Source organism: Actinoplanes oryzae (assembly GCF_030757795.1).
Classification (GTDB): domain Bacteria; phylum Actinomycetota; class Actinomycetes; order Mycobacteriales; family Micromonosporaceae; genus Actinoplanes.
In genome coordinates this window covers 1-15,696 of record NZ_JAUQWH010000192.1, presented here as the reverse complement: position 1 = coordinate 15,696, position 15,696 = coordinate 1, and the positions used below count along the sequence as shown (strand labels likewise).

The following is a 15,696-nucleotide window of genomic DNA, read 5'->3' as shown; positions in this document are numbered from 1 at the left end:
CACGGGATCGCGGTGGCCGGCTTCAACACCGACACCCCGATCGCCACGACCAAGCCGGCCCGCGACGAGTCGGCCAAGGCCGTGCCCGACGGCAAGGTGCAGCGCCCGGCGCCGGAGAAGCAGGGCTTCCTGACAAAGGCCGTGGCCGCGGTGAAGGAAAGAGTGCACAGGCCCGGCGACGTCAAGGACCCGGAATCGCGTACGGCCGAACAGCGCAACCCCGACGCGAAGACGCCCGGCCCGGGCAGCCAGCAGCCGGCACCGCAACCGGAGAACGCCGCCGAAGCAGCCGGCGTGGCGAAAAACCAGCCCGCCGGCGACGGAAAGCCCGCCGGTGACAGCGTGGGTACCGAGGAGACGAAGTGACTCAGCCCCGTCGTGAGGTCCTGGAGAAACTGACCCCTGTCCTCACCAAGCGCTGGCTCTCGCCGGACGCCTGGAAGATCGACACGTACGAGCGCCTCGACGGCTACCTCGCCGTCAAGAAGGCCCTCGAGGTCCACCCCGACGACCTCATCCAGCTCATCAAGGACTCGGGCCTGCGCGGCCGCGGCGGCGCCGGCTTCCCGACCGGCCTCAAGTGGGGCTTCATCCCGCAGGGCGACGGCAAGCCGCACTACCTGGTCATCAACGCCGACGAGGGCGAGCCGGGCACCTGCAAGGACCTGCCGCTGATGACGTGGGACCCGCACTCGCTGATCGAGGGCGCGATCATCGCCGCGTACGCCATCCGCGCCGCCCGCGCCTACATCTACATCCGTGGCGAGGCCGTCCACGCGGCCCGCCGCCTCCGCAACGCCGTCAAGGAGGCGTACGCCAAGGGCTACCTGGGCGAGAACATCCTCGGCTCCGGGTTCGACCTCGACCTGGTCGTGCACAGCGGCGCCGGGGCGTACATCTGCGGCGAGGAGACGGCGCTGCTCGACTCGCTGGAGGGCTTCCGCGGCCAGCCCCGGCTGAGGCCGCCGTTCCCCGCGGTCGCCGGCCTCTACGCGAGCCCGACGGTCGTCAACAATGTCGGCACGATCGCCAGCGTGCCGTACATCGTGCTCGGCGGCGCCGACTGGTGGAAGAGCATGGGCACCGAGAAGTCGGCCGGCCCGATGATCTACTCGCTGTCGGGCCGCGTGGCCAACCCCGGCCAGTACGAGTGCGGCCTCGGCATCACCCTCCGCGAGCTGCTCGAACTCGCGGGCGGCATGAAGCCCGGCCACAACCTGAAGTTCTGGACGCCGGGCGGCTCGTCGACCCCGCTGCTGACCGCCGAGCACATCGACACCCCGATGGACTTCGAGGGCGTCGCGGCGGCCGGCTCGATCCTCGGCACGACGGCGATGCAGATCTTCAGCGACCAGGACTGCCCGGTGTACGCGACCTGGCGCTGGCTGGAGTTCTACCACCACGAGTCGTGCGGCAAGTGCACCCCGTGCCGCGAGGGCAACTACTGGATGGTGCGCACCTACCGGCGGATCCTCTCCGGCGAGGGCACCTACCAGGACCTGGACACGCTGCAGGACACCGCGGACAACATCTTCGGCCGCGCGTTCTGCGGTCTCGGCGACGGCGCGGCCACCCCGGTCGTGTCGACGCTCAAGTGGTTCCGGCAGGACTACCTGGACTACATCGAGGGTCGGACGGCTCCCCGCCTGTCCGCGAAGACCCTGGTGGGAGCGCACTGATGACCGACGTAGCCAAGAAGACAGACCAGGTCACCCTCACCATCGACGGCATCGAGGTCCAGGCCGCCAAGGGCGAGCTGGTGATCCGGGTCGCCGAGCGGATGGGCATCGCCATCCCGCGCTTCTGCGACCACCCGCTGCTCGCCCCGGCGGGCGCCTGCCGGCAGTGCCTGGTCGAGGTGGAGGGCCAGCGCAAGCCGGTCGCCTCCTGCACCCAGACCGTCGCCGAGGGCATGGTCGTCAAGACGCAGCTCAGCTCGCCGGTGGCAGCGAAGGCCCAGGGCGGCATCATGGAGCTGCTGCTCGCCAACCATCCGCTCGACTGCCCGACCTGTGACAAGGGCGGCGAGTGCCCGCTGCAGAACCAGGCGATGAGCAGCGGCCGCACCGATTCGCGCTTCCACGAGCACAAGCGCGAGTACGAGAAGCCGATCCACATCTCCAGCCAGGTGCTGCTGGACCGCGAGCGGTGCATCCTCTGCCAGCGCTGCACGCGGTTCTCGGAGGAGATCGCGGGCGACAAGTTCATCGACCTGATGGACCGCTCGTCCGGCGAGCAGATCAATGTCTACAGAGACGACTTCTTCGGAGGTACGGGCACCGGGGACGGCCAGGTCGGCGAGGGCGACGGCGACGTGGCCTTCAACTCGTACTTCTCCGGCAACACGATCCAGATCTGTCCCGTCGGGGCGCTCACGGGCGAGCAGTACAGGTTCCGTGCCCGCCCGTTCGACCTCGTCTCCACTCCCACGACGTGCGAGCACTGCTCGGCCGGCTGCTCGATGCGCGCCGACCACCGTCGCGGCAAGGTGCTGCGCCGCCTGGCCGGGGACGACGCCGCGGTCAACGAGGAGTGGAACTGCGACAAGGGCCGGTGGGGCTTCCGCTACGCCACCGGGTACGACCGCATCACGACGCCGCTCGTGCGCGACGCCCGTACCGGGGAACTGCGCGAAGCGTCCTGGTCGGAGGCCCTGCTCGCGGCCGCCGAGGGGCTCGCGGCGGCGAAGGAGCGCGGCGTCGGCGTGCTCACCGGCGGCCGGCTGACGGTGGAGGACGCGTACGCGTACGCGAAATTCGCCCGCACGGTCCTCGGCACGAACGACATCGACTTCCGCGCCCGCCCGCTGTCCACCGAGGAGGCCGACTTCCTGGCCGCCACGGTCGCCGGGGTCAGCGACGTCACGTACGACGACGTCGAGAACGCCCCCTCGGCGGTGGTCGTCGGGCTGGAGCCGGAGGAGGAGTGCCCGATCCTCTTCCTGCGCCTGCGCAAGGGCTCGCGGAAGAACAAGCTGAAGGTGACGGCCGTGGCGCCGTTCCTGAGCCGGGGCTTCGAGAAGCTCGGCGCGACGGTGGTCACCGCGGTGCCGGGCGACGAGGCGCGGCTGCTCAACACCGACGCCACGGTCGCGGCGGCCCTGGCCATGCCGGGTGCACTGCTCATCGTGGGCGAGCGGCTGGCGAGTGTTCCGGGCGGACTCTCGGCGGCCGCGGCGCTGGCGGAGCGTACGGGTGCCCGCCTCGCCTGGGTCCCGCGCCGCGCGGGTGACCGGGGCGCGGTGGACGCGGGCTGCCTGCCCAACCTCCTGCCCGGTGGCCGGCTGGTCGCCGACGAGGCGGCCCGGGCCGAGATCGCCGCGGCCTGGGACGTCGACGTGACCAGCCTGCCCACCGCGGCCGGCCGGGACACGGACGCGATCATCGCGGCGGCCGCCGACGGCGCGCTCGGTGGCCTCCTGGTCGCCGGCGTCGACCCGGCCGACCTGGCCGACGTACGCCTGGCCGAGCAGGCGCTGGACGCGGTGCCGTTCCTGGTCAGCGTCGAGCTGCGGCAGAGTGCTGTGACCCGGCGCGCCGACGTGGTGCTGCCGATCGCCCCGGCTGCCGAGAAGTCCGGCACGTTCATGGACTGGGAGGGCCGGCTGCGGACCTTCGGGACGGTCCTGCCGACCGGGGCCATGACCGACGGCCGGGTGCTCGAGGCGATCGCCGCGCTGCTGGACGTCACGCTCGCCACCGGCGACGTGGACGAGGTCCGGCGGGAGCTCGGGATCATGCCGGCCAGCCGGTCGGCGCGGCCCGCCGCCCCGACGGTCGCCGCCAAGGAGCTGCCGAAGCCCGGCAAGGACGAGGCCGTGCTCGCCACCTGGCACCACCTGATCGACCTCGGCTCGCTGCTCGACGGGGACGAGGTGCTGGCCGGGACCGCCCGGCCGCCGCTGGTGCGGATCGGCAAGGCGCTCGCGGAGTCGCTCGGCGTGGCCGACGGCGACGCGGTGACCGTCGGCACCGACCGCGGCGCGATCACGCTGCCGGTGGCGATCACCGACCTGCCGCCGCAGGTGGTGTGGCTGCCCACGAACTCGCCGGGCGCGACGACTCGCCGCAGCCTGGGCGTCACCTCGGGCGCGGTGGTCCGGCTGACCGCCGGCAAGCCGGGCCCGATCCTCGCACAAGGGGCCGACCGATGAACTTCCTCGCCGCGGCGCAGGACCCGACGCTGCAGACGTTCGAAGAGGACGTCTGGTGGATCACGCTGATCAAGCTCTTCGGCGTCTTCGTCATCCTGCTGCTGCTGACCCTGTTCACCATCAACTACGAGCGCAAGGTCGTGGCCCGGATGGCGGTCCGGCCGGGCCCCAACCAGGTCGGCCCCAAGGGTTGGTTGCAGAGCCTGACCGACGGCCTCAAGCTGCCGTTCAAGGAAGAGATCATCCCGAAGACCGCGGACAAGGTGGTCTACTTCATCGCCCCGGTGATCTCGGCGACCTGCGCGTTCACCGCGTTCTCGGTGATCCCGTTCGGGCCGGTGGTGTCGATCTTCGGGCACCACACGGCCCTGCAGCTCACTGACGTCCCGGTGTCGGTGCTGGTCCTGCTCGCCTGCTCGTCGATGAGCGTCTACGGCGTCGTCCTCGCGGGCTGGGCGTCCGGGTCGACCTACCCGCTGCTCGGCGGTCTGCGATCAAGTGCGCAGATGATCTCGTACGAGGTGGCGATGGGCCTGTCCATCGTGGCGGTCTTCATGACCGCGGGCACGATGAGCACCTCGCAGATCGTGAAGGCGCAGGCGGGCAACGGCGAGGCGTCCTTCGACATCCTCGGCTGGAACCCGACGGCCCCGAGCTGGTACGCGGTCATGCTGCTGCCCAGCTTCATCATCTACTGCATCGCGGCGGTCGGTGAGACCAACCGGGCGCCCTTCGACCTGCCCGAGGCGGAGTCGGAGCTGGTCGGCGGCTTCCACACCGAGTACTCGTCGTTCAAGTTCGCGCTGTTCTTCCTCGCCGAGTACATCAACATGATCACGGTCTCGGCCTTCGCGACGACGCTGTTCCTCGGCGGCTGGCGGGCGCCCGCGCCCATCACCAGCTTCTGGGAGGGCGCGAACTCGGGCTGGTGGCCGCTGGTCTGGTGGCTGGCGAAGGTGCTGATCCTGCTCTTCGGCTTCATCTGGCTGCGGGCGACCCTGCCCCGCATGCGCTACGACCAGTTCATGCGCTTCGGCTGGAAGGTCCTCATCCCGATCAACCTGGTCTGGATCCTCTTCCTGGCCGGCGTCCGGGTCACCAACGACCGGGTCGACGGCGGCGCCCGCTACCTGGTCTACCTCGCGGCGGCCGTGGTGGTGCTGGTCATCGCCTGGCTGTGGCCGGCGAGCCGCAAGGAGCGCGAGTACTCCCTCGAGGAGCAGCTGGCGGCCCGGCCCCCGGGCAGCTTCCCGGTTCCGCCGATGGACCTCCAGGTCCCACCCAGCCCACGAGCGCGACGGGCGGTCGCCGAGCGGCAGCCCGCCACGGTCGGCGGGAACGACACGCAGACGTCAGACGAGGAGGTGTGACGTGGGCACCTTCACCGGCTCCTTCAAGGGTTTCGGCGTGACCTTCGCGCACATGTTCCGCAAGGTCATCACCACCGACTACCCGTTCTCCCCGCCCACGCCGGCGCCGCGCTACCACGGGCGGCACATCCTCAACCGGCACCCGGACGGCCTGGAGAAGTGCATCGGCTGCGAGCTGTGCGCCTGGGCCTGCCCGGCCGACGCGATCTACGTCGAGGGCGGCGACAACACCGACGAGCAGCGCTTCTCGCCGGGCGAGCGGTACGCCAGCATCTACCAGATCAACTACGCCCGCTGCATCTTCTGCGGGCTGTGCATCGAGGCCTGCCCGACGCGCTCGCTGACCATGAGCAACGAGTACGAGCTGGCCCGCGACAACCGGCAGGACCTCATCTTCACGAAGAAGGAGCTGCTGGCGCCGCTGCTGCCCGGGATGGAGCAGCCGCCGCACCCGATGCGCCTGGGTGACACCGACAAGGACTACTACGTCGGTGCGCTGCAGAACCCGGGCACGTCGGCCGGCGCGGAGCGGGCGCCCTGGTCGGAGACCGGCACGCAGGATGCCGCGGGCGAGATGGTGCCGGGTCAGCGGACGGAGGCCGCGCGATGACCGGCGACGTCGTTCTCCTGGCAGCCGACGCGGCCGCGAAGGTGTCGACGGGCGAGGCCTGGGCGTTCTGGATCCTCGGCACGCTGGCCGTGATCGGCGGCCTGGGCATGGTGCTCGCGCGCAACGCGGTGCACTCGGCCCTCTGGCTCGTGGTCACCATGCTCTGCCTGGGCTTCCTCTACGTGGTCAACGCGGCGCCCTTCCTCGGCGCGGTGCAGATCATCGTCTACACCGGCGCGATCATGATGCTGTTCCTCTTCGTGCTCATGCTGGTCGGCCGGGACGCCTCGGACTCCCTGATCGAGACGCTGCGCAACCAGCGCGTCGCCGCGATCCTGCTGGGCGTCGCCTTCGGTGTCCTGATCGCCACCGGCCTGGCCCGCTCGCTGGGGGACACCGCGGTCGTCGGGCTCGCCGACGCCAACGCGGGCGGCAACGTGCAGGGCATCGCCCGGCTGCTGTTCACCAAGTACGTCTTCGCCTTCGAGGTGACCTCCGCGCTGCTCATCACCGCGGCGGTCGGGGCCATGGTGCTCGCCCACGTGGAGCGCGCCAAGGGCGAGAAGGTGGACCAGCCGACGCGGATGCGCGACCGCTTCCGGCCCGGCAACTACCCCGGTGCCAAGGCGGGGCCGGGCGTCTACGCGAACACCATGTCGGTCGCCGCGCCCGGCAAGCTGCCGGACGGCAGCGAGTCCGAGCGCACGCTGTCGCCGATCCTGCCCCGGCGTGAGCTGACGCCCACCGAGGCCGCACCGAAGAGGACAGAGAAGTGACACCTGACTACTACCTCGTACTCGCGGCCATCCTCTTCACCATCGGCGCCGCCGGGGTGCTGGTGCGCCGCAACGCGATCGTGCTGTTCATGTGCATCGAGCTCATGCTGAACGCGGCCAACCTCGCGCTGGTCACCTTCAGCCGGATCAACGGCACCCTGGACGGCCAGATCATCTCGTTCTTCGTGATGGTCGTCGCCGCGGCGGAGGTCGTCGTCGGGCTCGCGATCATCATGTCGATCTTCCGTACGCGACGCTCGGCGAGCGTCGACGACGCCAACCTCCTCAAGTACTAGGCGGTCACCGTGGAACAAGTGGAGTACGCCCAGGCCACGGGGCTTCTGAGTGGTTTGTGGCTACTTGTCGCCATCCCGCTGGCGAGCGCGGCGGTCCTGTTGCTGCTCGGCAAGCGGGCCGACAAGTGGGGACACTGGCTCGGCGTACTCGCCGTGGCCGTCCCCTTCGTGCTGGGTCTGGCGATGTTCTTCAGCCTGGCCGGGCTCGACGAGGAGGCACGCTCGGCGCAGCAGAGCCTCTGGGACTTCATGGTCGTCGGTCAGCTGCACGTCGACTTCGGGCTGCTGTTCGACCCGCTCTCCGGCGTCTTCGTCCTGCTGATCACCGGCGTCGGGTCCCTGATCCACCTGTACGCGGTGGGCTACATGGCGCACGACGAGGGGCGCCGGAAGTTCTTCGCCTACTTCAACCTCTTCGTCGCGGCCATGCTCCTGCTGGTCCTCGGCAACAACTACGTGATGCTCTACTTCGGCTGGGAGGGCGTGGGCGTCGCGTCGTACCTGCTGATCTCCTTCTGGTACACCCGGCCGTCGGCCGCCACGGCGGGCAAGAAGGCGTTCCTGATGAACCGCGTCGGCGACGCCGGCCTGGCCATCGGCATCTTCCTGATGTTCACGACGCTCGGCACCACGCAGTACGACGCGGTGTTCAGCGGGGTCGGGGCGCTGTCCGCCACGACGATCCTGATCATGGGCATCCTGCTGCTGCTCGGCGCCGCCGGTAAGTCCGGTCAGTTCCCGCTGCACGCGTGGCTGCCGGACGCCATGGAGGGCCCGACCCCGGTGTCGGCGCTCATCCACGCGGCGACGATGGTCACCGCCGGCGTCTACCTGATCGCCCGCTCCAACCCGATCTTCTCGGCGAACCTCACGCTGCAGACGATCGTGGTCAGCGTCGGGGCGCTCACCCTGCTGATCGGCTGCATCATCGGCGCGGCCAAGGACGACATCAAGCGCGTCCTGGCGTGGTCGACGGTCAGCCAGATCGGCTACATGTTCCTCGGCGTCGGGCTCGGCGGCGGGGCGTACGCGCTGGCGATCATCCACCTGCTCGCGCACGGCTTCTTCAAGGCGAACATGTTCCTGGGCGCCGGCTCGGTCATGCACGGGATGCACGACCAGGTCGACATCCGGCGCTTCGGCGGCCTGCGCAAGTACATGAAGTGGACGTGGCTCACCTTCATGATGGGCTGGCTCGCGATCATCGGCATCCCGCCGCTGTCCGGCTACTTCTCGAAGGAGCCGATCATCGCGGCGGCGTTCGAGCGCGAGGGCTGGACGGCGTGGCTGTTCGGCATGGCCGCGCTGCTGGGCGCCGGGCTCACCGCGTTCTACATGACCCGGCTGTTCGTGCTGACGTTCCACGGCCCGCAGCGGTGGACCGACGACATCCACGAGCCGCACGAGTCGCCGTACATCATGACCGTGCCGTTGATGCTCCTGGCGCTCGGCTCGATCGTGGCCGGTGGCCTGATGGCCTCGCCGGTGGCGCACTGGCTCGAACCGGTCCTCGGGCCGGAGGCCGCCGAGGTCCACGCCGTCATCCCGCACTGGCTGATCACGGTGCTGTCGCTGGTGATCACCGTCCTCGGTGCCGGCCTCGCCTGGGCGATGTTCCGCCGGGGCACGGCGACCGCGCCGGAGCCGGCCGGGGTGCTGGTCACCGCGGCCCGCAAGAACCTCTACACCGACGCGATCAACGAGGCGGTGTTCGAGCGGCCCGGCATCTACCTGACCCGGGCGCTCGTCTACCTCGACAACAAGGGCATCGACGGGATCGTCAACGGGCTCGCGGCCGGGGTGGGCGGCAGCTCCGGACGGATCCGGCGGCTGCAGACCGGGTTCGTCCGCTCGTACGCGTTGTCCATGCTCACCGGTGCCGTGCTGGTCGTCGGCGCCTTCCTCGCGATCCAGCTGGGGTGGTTGGCGTCATGAGTGACTTCCCGTTCCTGTCCGTCCTGACGCTGTTGCCGCTGGTGGGCGCCGTCGTCGTGGCGTTCCTCCCGCGTACGCGGCCGGGGCAGGCCAAATACGTCGCCCTGGGCTTCTCCCTGGCGGTCCTGGTGCTCAGCATCGTCATGTGGGTCGCCTTCAACGTCGGCGGCGAGCGCTTCCAGTTCCGCGAGTCCTACCAGTGGATCCCCACCTGGGACGCGCGGTTCACGTTCGCGGCCGACGGCATCGCGCTCGTCATGCTCGTCCTCATCGCGATCCTCATCCCGGTGGTGCTGCTCGCCTCCTGGAACGACGTGGACGAGTCGCAGCGCTCGGTGCCCGCGTACTTCGCGCTCCTGCTCCTGCTCGAGAGCACGATGATCGGCGTCTTCGCGGCCGCCGACGTGTTCCTGTTCTACGTGTTCTTCGAGGTCATGCTCGTGCCGATGTACTTCCTCATCGGCTCGTTCGGCGGGCCCCGCCGGCAGTACGCGGCGGTGAAGTTCTTCCTCTACTCCCTGGTCGGCGGCCTCTTCATGCTGGCCGCGGTCATCGGCCTGTGGGTGGTCGGCGGGCACACCTTCGACTGGCAGGCGCTGGTGCAGGCGTCCGGCTCCTTCGAGACGGACACGGCCCGCTGGCTGTTCCTCGGCTTCTTCGTCGCGTTCGCGATCAAGGCGCCGTTCTTCCCGTTCCACACCTGGCTGCCCGATGCCGGTGCGGCCGCCCCGGTCGGCGCCTCCGCGCTGCTGGTCGGCGTCCTGGACAAGGTCGGCACGTTCGGCATCCTGCGCTACTGCCTGCCGATGTTCCCGGAGGCGTCCCGCTGGTTCGCGCCGGCCGCGCTGATCCTCGGCGTGATCGGCATCCTGTACGCCGCCCTGCTCGCCGTCGGTCAGAACGACCTCAAGCGCCTGGTGTCGTACACGTCGATCGCGCATTTCGGCTTCATCGGCATCGGCATCTTCGCCTTCACCACCCAGGCGGGGACCGGCTCGGTGCTCTACATGGTCAACCACGGGCTCGCCACCGGCCTGCTGTTCCTGGTCGTGGGCATGTTCGTGGCGCGCCGGGGCTCGGCCCTGGTCAGTGACTTCGGGGGCGCCGGCAAGCTGGTGCCCGTACTCGCCGGGCTGTTGTTCTTCGCCGGCCTGGCCTCGCTGGCACTGCCCGGCACCGCGCCGTTCGTCAGCGAGTTCCTGGTGCTCATCGGCACCTTCAGCACGCACAAGGCGTACGCGGTGATCGCCACCGCGGGCATCATCCTCGCCGCCGCGTACGTGCTGTGGATGGTGCAGCGGACCACGCAGGGCACCCTCAACCCGGCCCTCGCCGAGGCGCCGGAGATGCGCAAGGACATCACGCTGCGCGAGAAGATCGTCGTCGCGCCGCTGGTGCTGCTCCTGCTGGTCCTCGGCTTCTATCCGAAGCCGGTCACGGATGTGATCAACCCGGCGGTCGAGGCGACCATGCAGGACGTCGGGACGACCGACCCGGCGCCGACGGCGGTCGCGAACGGAAGGGTGGCGCGGTAGCCATGGGAGACCTCACACTGCCCGACATCGACTACGGCGCCCTGGCGCCCATGTTGATCCTCTTCGGGGCGGCCTGCCTGGGCGTCCTCGTCGAGGCGATCGTGCCCCGGGCCCGGCGGCACGGCGTCCAGCTGACGCTGGCGCTGCTGTCCCTGGTCGCCGCGCTGGTCGTGGTCATCGTCGAGCGCAACACCCGGATCGTCACCATCGGCGGCGCGGTCGCCATCGACGGGCCGTCGATCTTCCTGCAGGGCTCGATCCTGTTGCTCGGCATCGTCTCGCTGCTGCTCATCGGCGAGCGTTCGATCGAGGCCGGCGGCGCCTTCGTCTCCCAGGCCGCGGTCACCGTCGGCTCGCAGAAGGACCTGCGACAGGTGGGCAGCGCGGGCGGCGCGACGGAGGTCTACCCGCTGACCGTCTTCTCGCTCGGCGGCATGCTGCTCTTCGTCGCGGCCAACGACCTGCTCACCATGTTCGTCGCGCTCGAAGTCCTCTCGCTGCCGCTCTACCTGCTCTGCGCGCTGGCCCGGCGCCGGCGCCTGCTCAGCCAGGAGGCGGCGCTCAAGTACTTCCTGCTCGGCTCGTACGCGTCCGCCTTCTTCCTCTTCGGCGTGGCGCTGCTCTACGGCTACAGCGGCGCGGTCGACCTCGCGGCCATCCACACCGCGGTCGCCGACCCGTCCCGCAGCGAGGTGCTCCTCTTCGGCGGCCTCGCCCTGGTCGCCATCGGCCTGCTCTTCAAGAGCGCGGCGGCGCCCTTCCACGTGTGGACCCCGGACGTCTACCAGGGCGCGCCGACCCCGGTGACGGCCCTCATGGCCGCCTGTACGAAGGTCGCGGCGTTCGGCGCCCTGCTGCGGGTGCTCTACGTGGCCTTCGACGGGGTGCGCTGGGACTTCCAGCCGGTGCTCGGTGCGGTCGCCGTGCTCACCATGCTCGTCGGCGCCATCCTGGCGGTCACGCAGACGGACATGAAGCGGCTGCTGGCGTACTCGTCGATCGCGAACGCGGGCTACCTGCTGGTGGGCGTGCTGGCGCTCAACAAGGAGGGGCTGAGCGGGACCATGTTCTACCTGGTCGCGTACGGCTTCTCGGTGCTCGCCGCCTTCGGCATCGTGAGCCTGGTCCGCGACAGCGAGGGCGAGGCGACACACCTGTCCCGCTGGGCCGGTCTGGGGCGCAGGAGCCCGATCCTCGCCGGCCTGTTCTCGTTCCTGCTGCTGGCCTTTGCGGGCATCCCGCTGACCAGCGGCTTCACGGCCAAGTTCGCGGTCTTCGGGGCGGCCGTCGACGGCGGGCAGACCTGGCTCGTCATCGTGGGCGTCATCACGAGCATGCTGCTGGCCTTCCCGTACCTGCGGGTGGTCGTCCTGATGTGGCTGTCCGAGCCGGGCGAGACGACGCCGGCGGTGTCGGTGCCGGGCTTCCTGACCTCGGCGGCGCTGGCGATCGGGGTGATCGCGACCTTCGCCCTGGGCGTGATCCCGGCACCCCTGCTCGACCTCACCAACGACGCGGCGAATTTCGTGCGATAGCCCGCTTCTCGTGACGCGGCCCCGGCAGCACGCCGGGGCCGTGCCCATTCATCCAGTCGCGCAGCTCTTGCGCCGTCTCGTGGTCGCCCAGCGCATCGAGCAGCCGCCCCAGCGTCGTGTGGACGAGTCGCATCTTGGGGCCGAAGGCATCCGGATGGGCGTCGAAATACTCCTCCCAGATGCCGATCGCCTCGACGCAGGCGTCCACCCCGGCCGGCAGATCCTGTCCTGTCGTGGCGCACAGTTCGGCGTATCCGTTGAGAGCGTTGGCCAGGCCGTCGCCATGGCCGCGGGGATTGAGCCGAGCGGCCTCCCGGTAAAGGTCCACGGACTCTCGGATGGCGGCGAAGGCTTCGGCCGGACGGCGGTTGTCGCTCTCGATCATGCCGAGGAGGAAGAGGGAGGCGGCCAGGTCCGCGCCGTGCCGCTCCGGCAGGGCACCGGCCAGCCGCCGCCGGATGGCGACCGCTTCGCGTGCGGCCGGTTCCTCACTCATGCCGACGTTGTGCAGAGCCAGGGCCAGGGCCGGAAGGTGCGTGCCCGGGTCCGCCTCGGCGAGCTCCCGGAAGATGGCCACCGCCTCGAGTCCCGCCGACGTCGCGTCCGCCTCCCGGCCCACTCTGCTCAGCCGGAGGCCGAGGTTGAGCAACGACGTCGCCAGCGCGGCCGGATCCAAGGAGCGGCGGATGGTCACCGACTCCTCGGCGGCTGCCAGGGCATCCTCGTCCCGGCCCACCTCGCCCAGGTAGGTGCCCAGGTTGTTGAGTGCCATGGCCAACGCCGGACGGTGCGCTTCCGGCTGGGCATCGGCAAGGCGACGGTAGGCCGCCACGGACTCCTCGACCGCGGCGAGCGCCTCGCTGCGCAGGCCGAGGCCCGACCGCAGCGTCGCCAGGTTGTTCAGGGCCTTGGCGAAGTCGGCGCCGTGTGCCACGAAGTCCTGTCCGGCCAGGCGCCGCCACAGCTCCGCGCCCTCCGTGACCATCGCGAGCCCCTCGGCGGGGCGACCGAGACCCAAGTGGACGTTGGCGAGGCTCACCAATGCCTCGGCGAGGCGAGGCCGGTGCGCCGCCGGGCGGGCGTCCGCCAGCACCCGGCAGATCGCCACGCACTCCTCGGCCGGACCGAGCGCCTCGCGGCTGCGGCCGGCCGCGGCGAGCCGGGCGCTGTAATTGAGCAACGCGACGGCCAGGCCGGGAAGGTGGGCGCTGGGATTCCCGGCGGCCAGCTCGCGGCGGATGTCGGCCGCCTCACCGCCCGGCTCCGCGGCCTCCCGGAGGCGGCCCACCAGTTCCAGGACGATGCAGTGATTGGTCAGGGCGTTGGACAGCATCGGCCGGTAGGCGGCCGGATTGGCCTCGACGAGCCGCCGGTAGAGGGCAACGGCCTCGTCTGTCGCGGCGACGGCGTCCCGGGTTCGCCCCGCGAGGGCACGTGCCGTCCCCAGGTCGCTCAAAGCCCGGGCCAGTCCGGCGGAGTGCGCACCGGGATTCCGGCCGACCAGCCACCGGCGCGCGTCGATCGTGGCTTCGATCGCCAGGACAGCGTCGCCGGGGCGGCCACGGGCGATGAGGTGGGAGCCGACGTCCTGCAGGATGCTGATCCGGAGCAGGGCGTGCCGGTCCGGGTCGGCGGTGGCCAGCTCGTCCGCGGCGGACAGGGCCATCTTGAGGAAGTCGATGCCCTCCCGCGCGCGTCCCACGGCGGCCAGGGCGTTGCCGAGGACCCGGAGATCCACTGCCACCCCGGCCGCGTGCGGGGCGAGACCTTCGGCGCGGATCAGCGACCTTCGCAGGTCGGCCGCCTCCTGGGCGCGCTGCAGCGCCTCCTCGGACCGGCCCAGGGAGCTCAGCACCGTGGAGATGTCGCGGACGAGTCTTATCCGGGTCGGGGCGGGCAAGGCCGAGCCGCCGACGTTGAGCGCCTCCTCCCAGGCCTGCCGGGCGTGCTCGTGCAGACCGGCACCGTCGAGTCGCTCCCCGTGCCGGGCGAGAACCAGGGCGCGGTCCAGGTCGCTGCTCGCGGTGGTCAGCCGGAGGGCGGTCAGCCGTTCGCTGAGGGCAGCGGCGCCCACCTCCAGGTCGGCCACGCCCACGGGAATCCGGCGGTCGACGAGTTCGAGCGTCTCGAGGTCCACCCACGGGACCTCGGCGAAGCGGCCGATCGTGGCACCGCCCGCGGCGAGCAGCAGGTCGGGCCGGGCGCGGATCAGGGGGAGCAGCACGCTCTGGGCGATGTGCTGCCAGCGGAGAGCGGTCTCCACGAGGACCGCCATCGTCGGTGCTGTCCATGCGGGCGGGGCGCCGGTGCCCAGCAGGCGGCTCACCGCGGCCGGGGCCCAGACGTCGGGCTCGAAGTCGCTCGTCGTGGTGGGGGTCGTTCCGCGCGGGGTCGTTCCGCCGGGGGTCGTTTCGCCGGGGGTCGTTTCGCCGGGGGTCGTTTCGCCCGGGGTCGTTTCGCCCGGGGTCATGAGGCCGATCAGGTCCTCGCCGAGGCGGTCGGGGTGCAGGGCCTCGAGGACGGTGCCGGGGCGCTCGGGTGGATAGCAGGCCGCATGGCGGGACAGGAGGGTCACCGGCGACGTGTCGCTGATCTCGGCGGTCGACACCGCCTTGCGGGCGGCTGCCGGGTCCATCGCGCCGATCAGGGTGGCGACATAGACGGTGCGGCTGAGGTCGTACGGATCCGAGCCGCCCGGGAGCAGGTGCCAGTACGCCGCCTCCCGGTGCAGCAGCCGGGCGGACAACCGGTGCACCTCACCGGGCGCCTCGCCGCCGTCGTCCACCGCCACGAGAGCGGCCATGTGCACGCTCAGGATCTGCGCGAAGTCCGGCGCGTCCAGCGTGGCCGGGGGCACCGGGGTCGCCGTGCCCGGCAGGCCCAGTGCCGTCGCGAACCGCTCCGCGGCGGTGCGGAACAGCTCCGCCCGGTCCAGCGGCTCGTGGCCCAGGGGGCGTAGGGCCTGTCCGTGCGCCGGGACGGTCAGCTCGGAGTCGAGCCGGGTGACCAGCGCGGACCACCAGAAGCCGGCCGACCGCGACAGCAGCAGCACGCGGACGGTGGTGCCCGTGCCCAGGCCGAGGTTGCTCAGGTCGTTGAGCAGGGCGTAGAGGTCCTCGGCGGGCCAGCGCTCGGCGTAGTCGACGACGACGAGCAGCCGGTCGTCCCAGGGCAGGTGATCGGCCGGGCCCGGGGTCGCGCGGTGATGGGCCTGCCAGACCGTCCAGCCCCGGGCGGCGGCCGCGCCGGCGAAGTGCAGGGCGAGCCGGGTCTTGCCCTGGCCGCCAGGCGCGTGCAGCAGGCGTACGGACATCGCCTCCGGCCCGTCGAGCCAGCGGCCAAGCTCGTCGAGCTCGCCCTCGCGGCCGCTGAAGGGCACGATCCGGTGCCGGGGGAGCAGGAGCAGGCTCGGCCGCTGCCGGGCCTCCGCCGGGCCGGGGGCGACCGGCTCCGGATCCATCGGCATCAGCCGATAGGGGCGGCGGC

At 71.0% G+C, this 15,696-nt stretch carries 10 protein-coding genes and 1 pseudogene; 10 read left to right on the top strand and 1 reads right to left on the bottom strand.

Features of this window, described 5'->3' with window-relative positions; genetic code table 11:
* From RBH18_RS37855 to nuoN, 10 genes and pseudogenes are all read left to right on the top strand, one after another.
* Positions 1-366, top strand: a pseudogene (locus RBH18_RS37855) (NADH-quinone oxidoreductase subunit NuoE); the annotation flags it as partial.
* A complete protein-coding gene (nuoF, locus tag RBH18_RS37850; RefSeq protein ID WP_306215322.1) occupies positions 363-1,679 on the top strand; it encodes an NADH-quinone oxidoreductase subunit NuoF in 1,317 nt (438 codons plus the stop codon). The pseudogene RBH18_RS37855 and the gene nuoF, both read left to right, overlap by 4 nt.
* Entirely contained in the window at positions 1,679-4,153 is a 2,475-nt protein-coding gene (locus RBH18_RS37845; RefSeq protein ID WP_306215321.1) for an NADH-quinone oxidoreductase subunit G, read from the top strand. The genes nuoF and RBH18_RS37845 overlap by 1 nt, the downstream gene beginning before the upstream one ends.
* Positions 4,150-5,523: an NADH-quinone oxidoreductase subunit NuoH gene (gene nuoH / locus RBH18_RS37840; protein ID WP_306215320.1), complete on the top strand. Its 1,374-nt coding sequence runs from the start codon at positions 4,150-4,152 to the stop codon at positions 5,521-5,523. The genes RBH18_RS37845 and nuoH overlap by 4 nt, the downstream gene beginning before the upstream one ends.
* 1 nt (position 5,524) lies before the next feature.
* Positions 5,525-6,133, top strand: a complete 609-nt coding sequence (gene nuoI, locus RBH18_RS37835; RefSeq protein WP_306215319.1) for an NADH-quinone oxidoreductase subunit NuoI — start codon at positions 5,525-5,527, stop codon at positions 6,131-6,133.
* The gene (locus tag RBH18_RS37830) at positions 6,130-6,909 is read left to right on the top strand and encodes an NADH-quinone oxidoreductase subunit J (protein ID WP_306215318.1); all 780 of its coding nucleotides are present in this window, start codon (positions 6,130-6,132) and stop codon (positions 6,907-6,909) included. Before nuoI ends, RBH18_RS37830 begins: the two co-directional genes overlap by 4 nt.
* Complete coding sequence (nuoK, locus tag RBH18_RS37825) at positions 6,906-7,205, top strand: NADH-quinone oxidoreductase subunit NuoK (RefSeq protein ID WP_023357573.1); 300 nt, start codon at positions 6,906-6,908, stop codon at positions 7,203-7,205. The genes RBH18_RS37830 and nuoK overlap by 4 nt, the downstream gene beginning before the upstream one ends.
* A gap of 9 nt (positions 7,206-7,214) precedes the next feature.
* Complete coding sequence (gene nuoL, locus RBH18_RS37820) at positions 7,215-9,140, top strand: NADH-quinone oxidoreductase subunit L (protein ID WP_306215317.1); 1,926 nt, start codon at positions 7,215-7,217, stop codon at positions 9,138-9,140.
* Positions 9,137-10,675 carry an NADH-quinone oxidoreductase subunit M gene (locus RBH18_RS37815; RefSeq protein WP_306215316.1) on the top strand — a complete coding sequence of 513 codons (1,539 nt, stop codon included), beginning with the start codon at positions 9,137-9,139 and terminating at the stop codon, positions 10,673-10,675. Before nuoL ends, RBH18_RS37815 begins: the two co-directional genes overlap by 4 nt.
* 2 nt (positions 10,676-10,677) lie before the next feature.
* Positions 10,678-12,210, top strand: a complete 1,533-nt coding sequence (gene nuoN / locus RBH18_RS37810) for an NADH-quinone oxidoreductase subunit NuoN (RefSeq protein WP_306215315.1) — start codon at positions 10,678-10,680, stop codon at positions 12,208-12,210.
* Here nuoN and RBH18_RS37805 read toward each other — a convergent pair.
* Entirely contained in the window at positions 12,179-15,670 is a 3,492-nt protein-coding gene (locus RBH18_RS37805) for a tetratricopeptide repeat protein (protein WP_306215314.1), read from the bottom strand. The genes nuoN and RBH18_RS37805 overlap by 32 nt on opposite strands.
* Positions 15,671-15,696 lie beyond the last annotated feature (26 nt).

Excerpts from the sequence above, each read along its gene's own strand:
- RBH18_RS37815 (WP_306215316.1), top strand. The coding sequence starts at position 9,137 with ATGAGTGACTTCCCGTTCCTGTCCGTCCTGACGCTGTTGCCGCTGGTG.
- RBH18_RS37845 (WP_306215321.1), top strand. The coding sequence starts at position 1,679 with ATGACCGACGTAGCCAAGAAGACAGACCAGGTCACCCTCACCATCGAC.
- RBH18_RS37830 (WP_306215318.1), top strand. The coding sequence starts at position 6,130 with ATGACCGGCGACGTCGTTCTCCTGGCAGCCGACGCGGCCGCGAAGGTG.
- nuoH (WP_306215320.1), top strand. The coding sequence starts at position 4,150 with ATGAACTTCCTCGCCGCGGCGCAGGACCCGACGCTGCAGACGTTCGAA.
- nuoN (WP_306215315.1), top strand. The coding sequence starts at position 10,678 with ATGGGAGACCTCACACTGCCCGACATCGACTACGGCGCCCTGGCGCCC.
- RBH18_RS37805 (WP_306215314.1), bottom strand. The coding sequence starts at position 15,670 with ATGGATCCGGAGCCGGTCGCCCCCGGCCCGGCGGAGGCCCGGCAGCGG.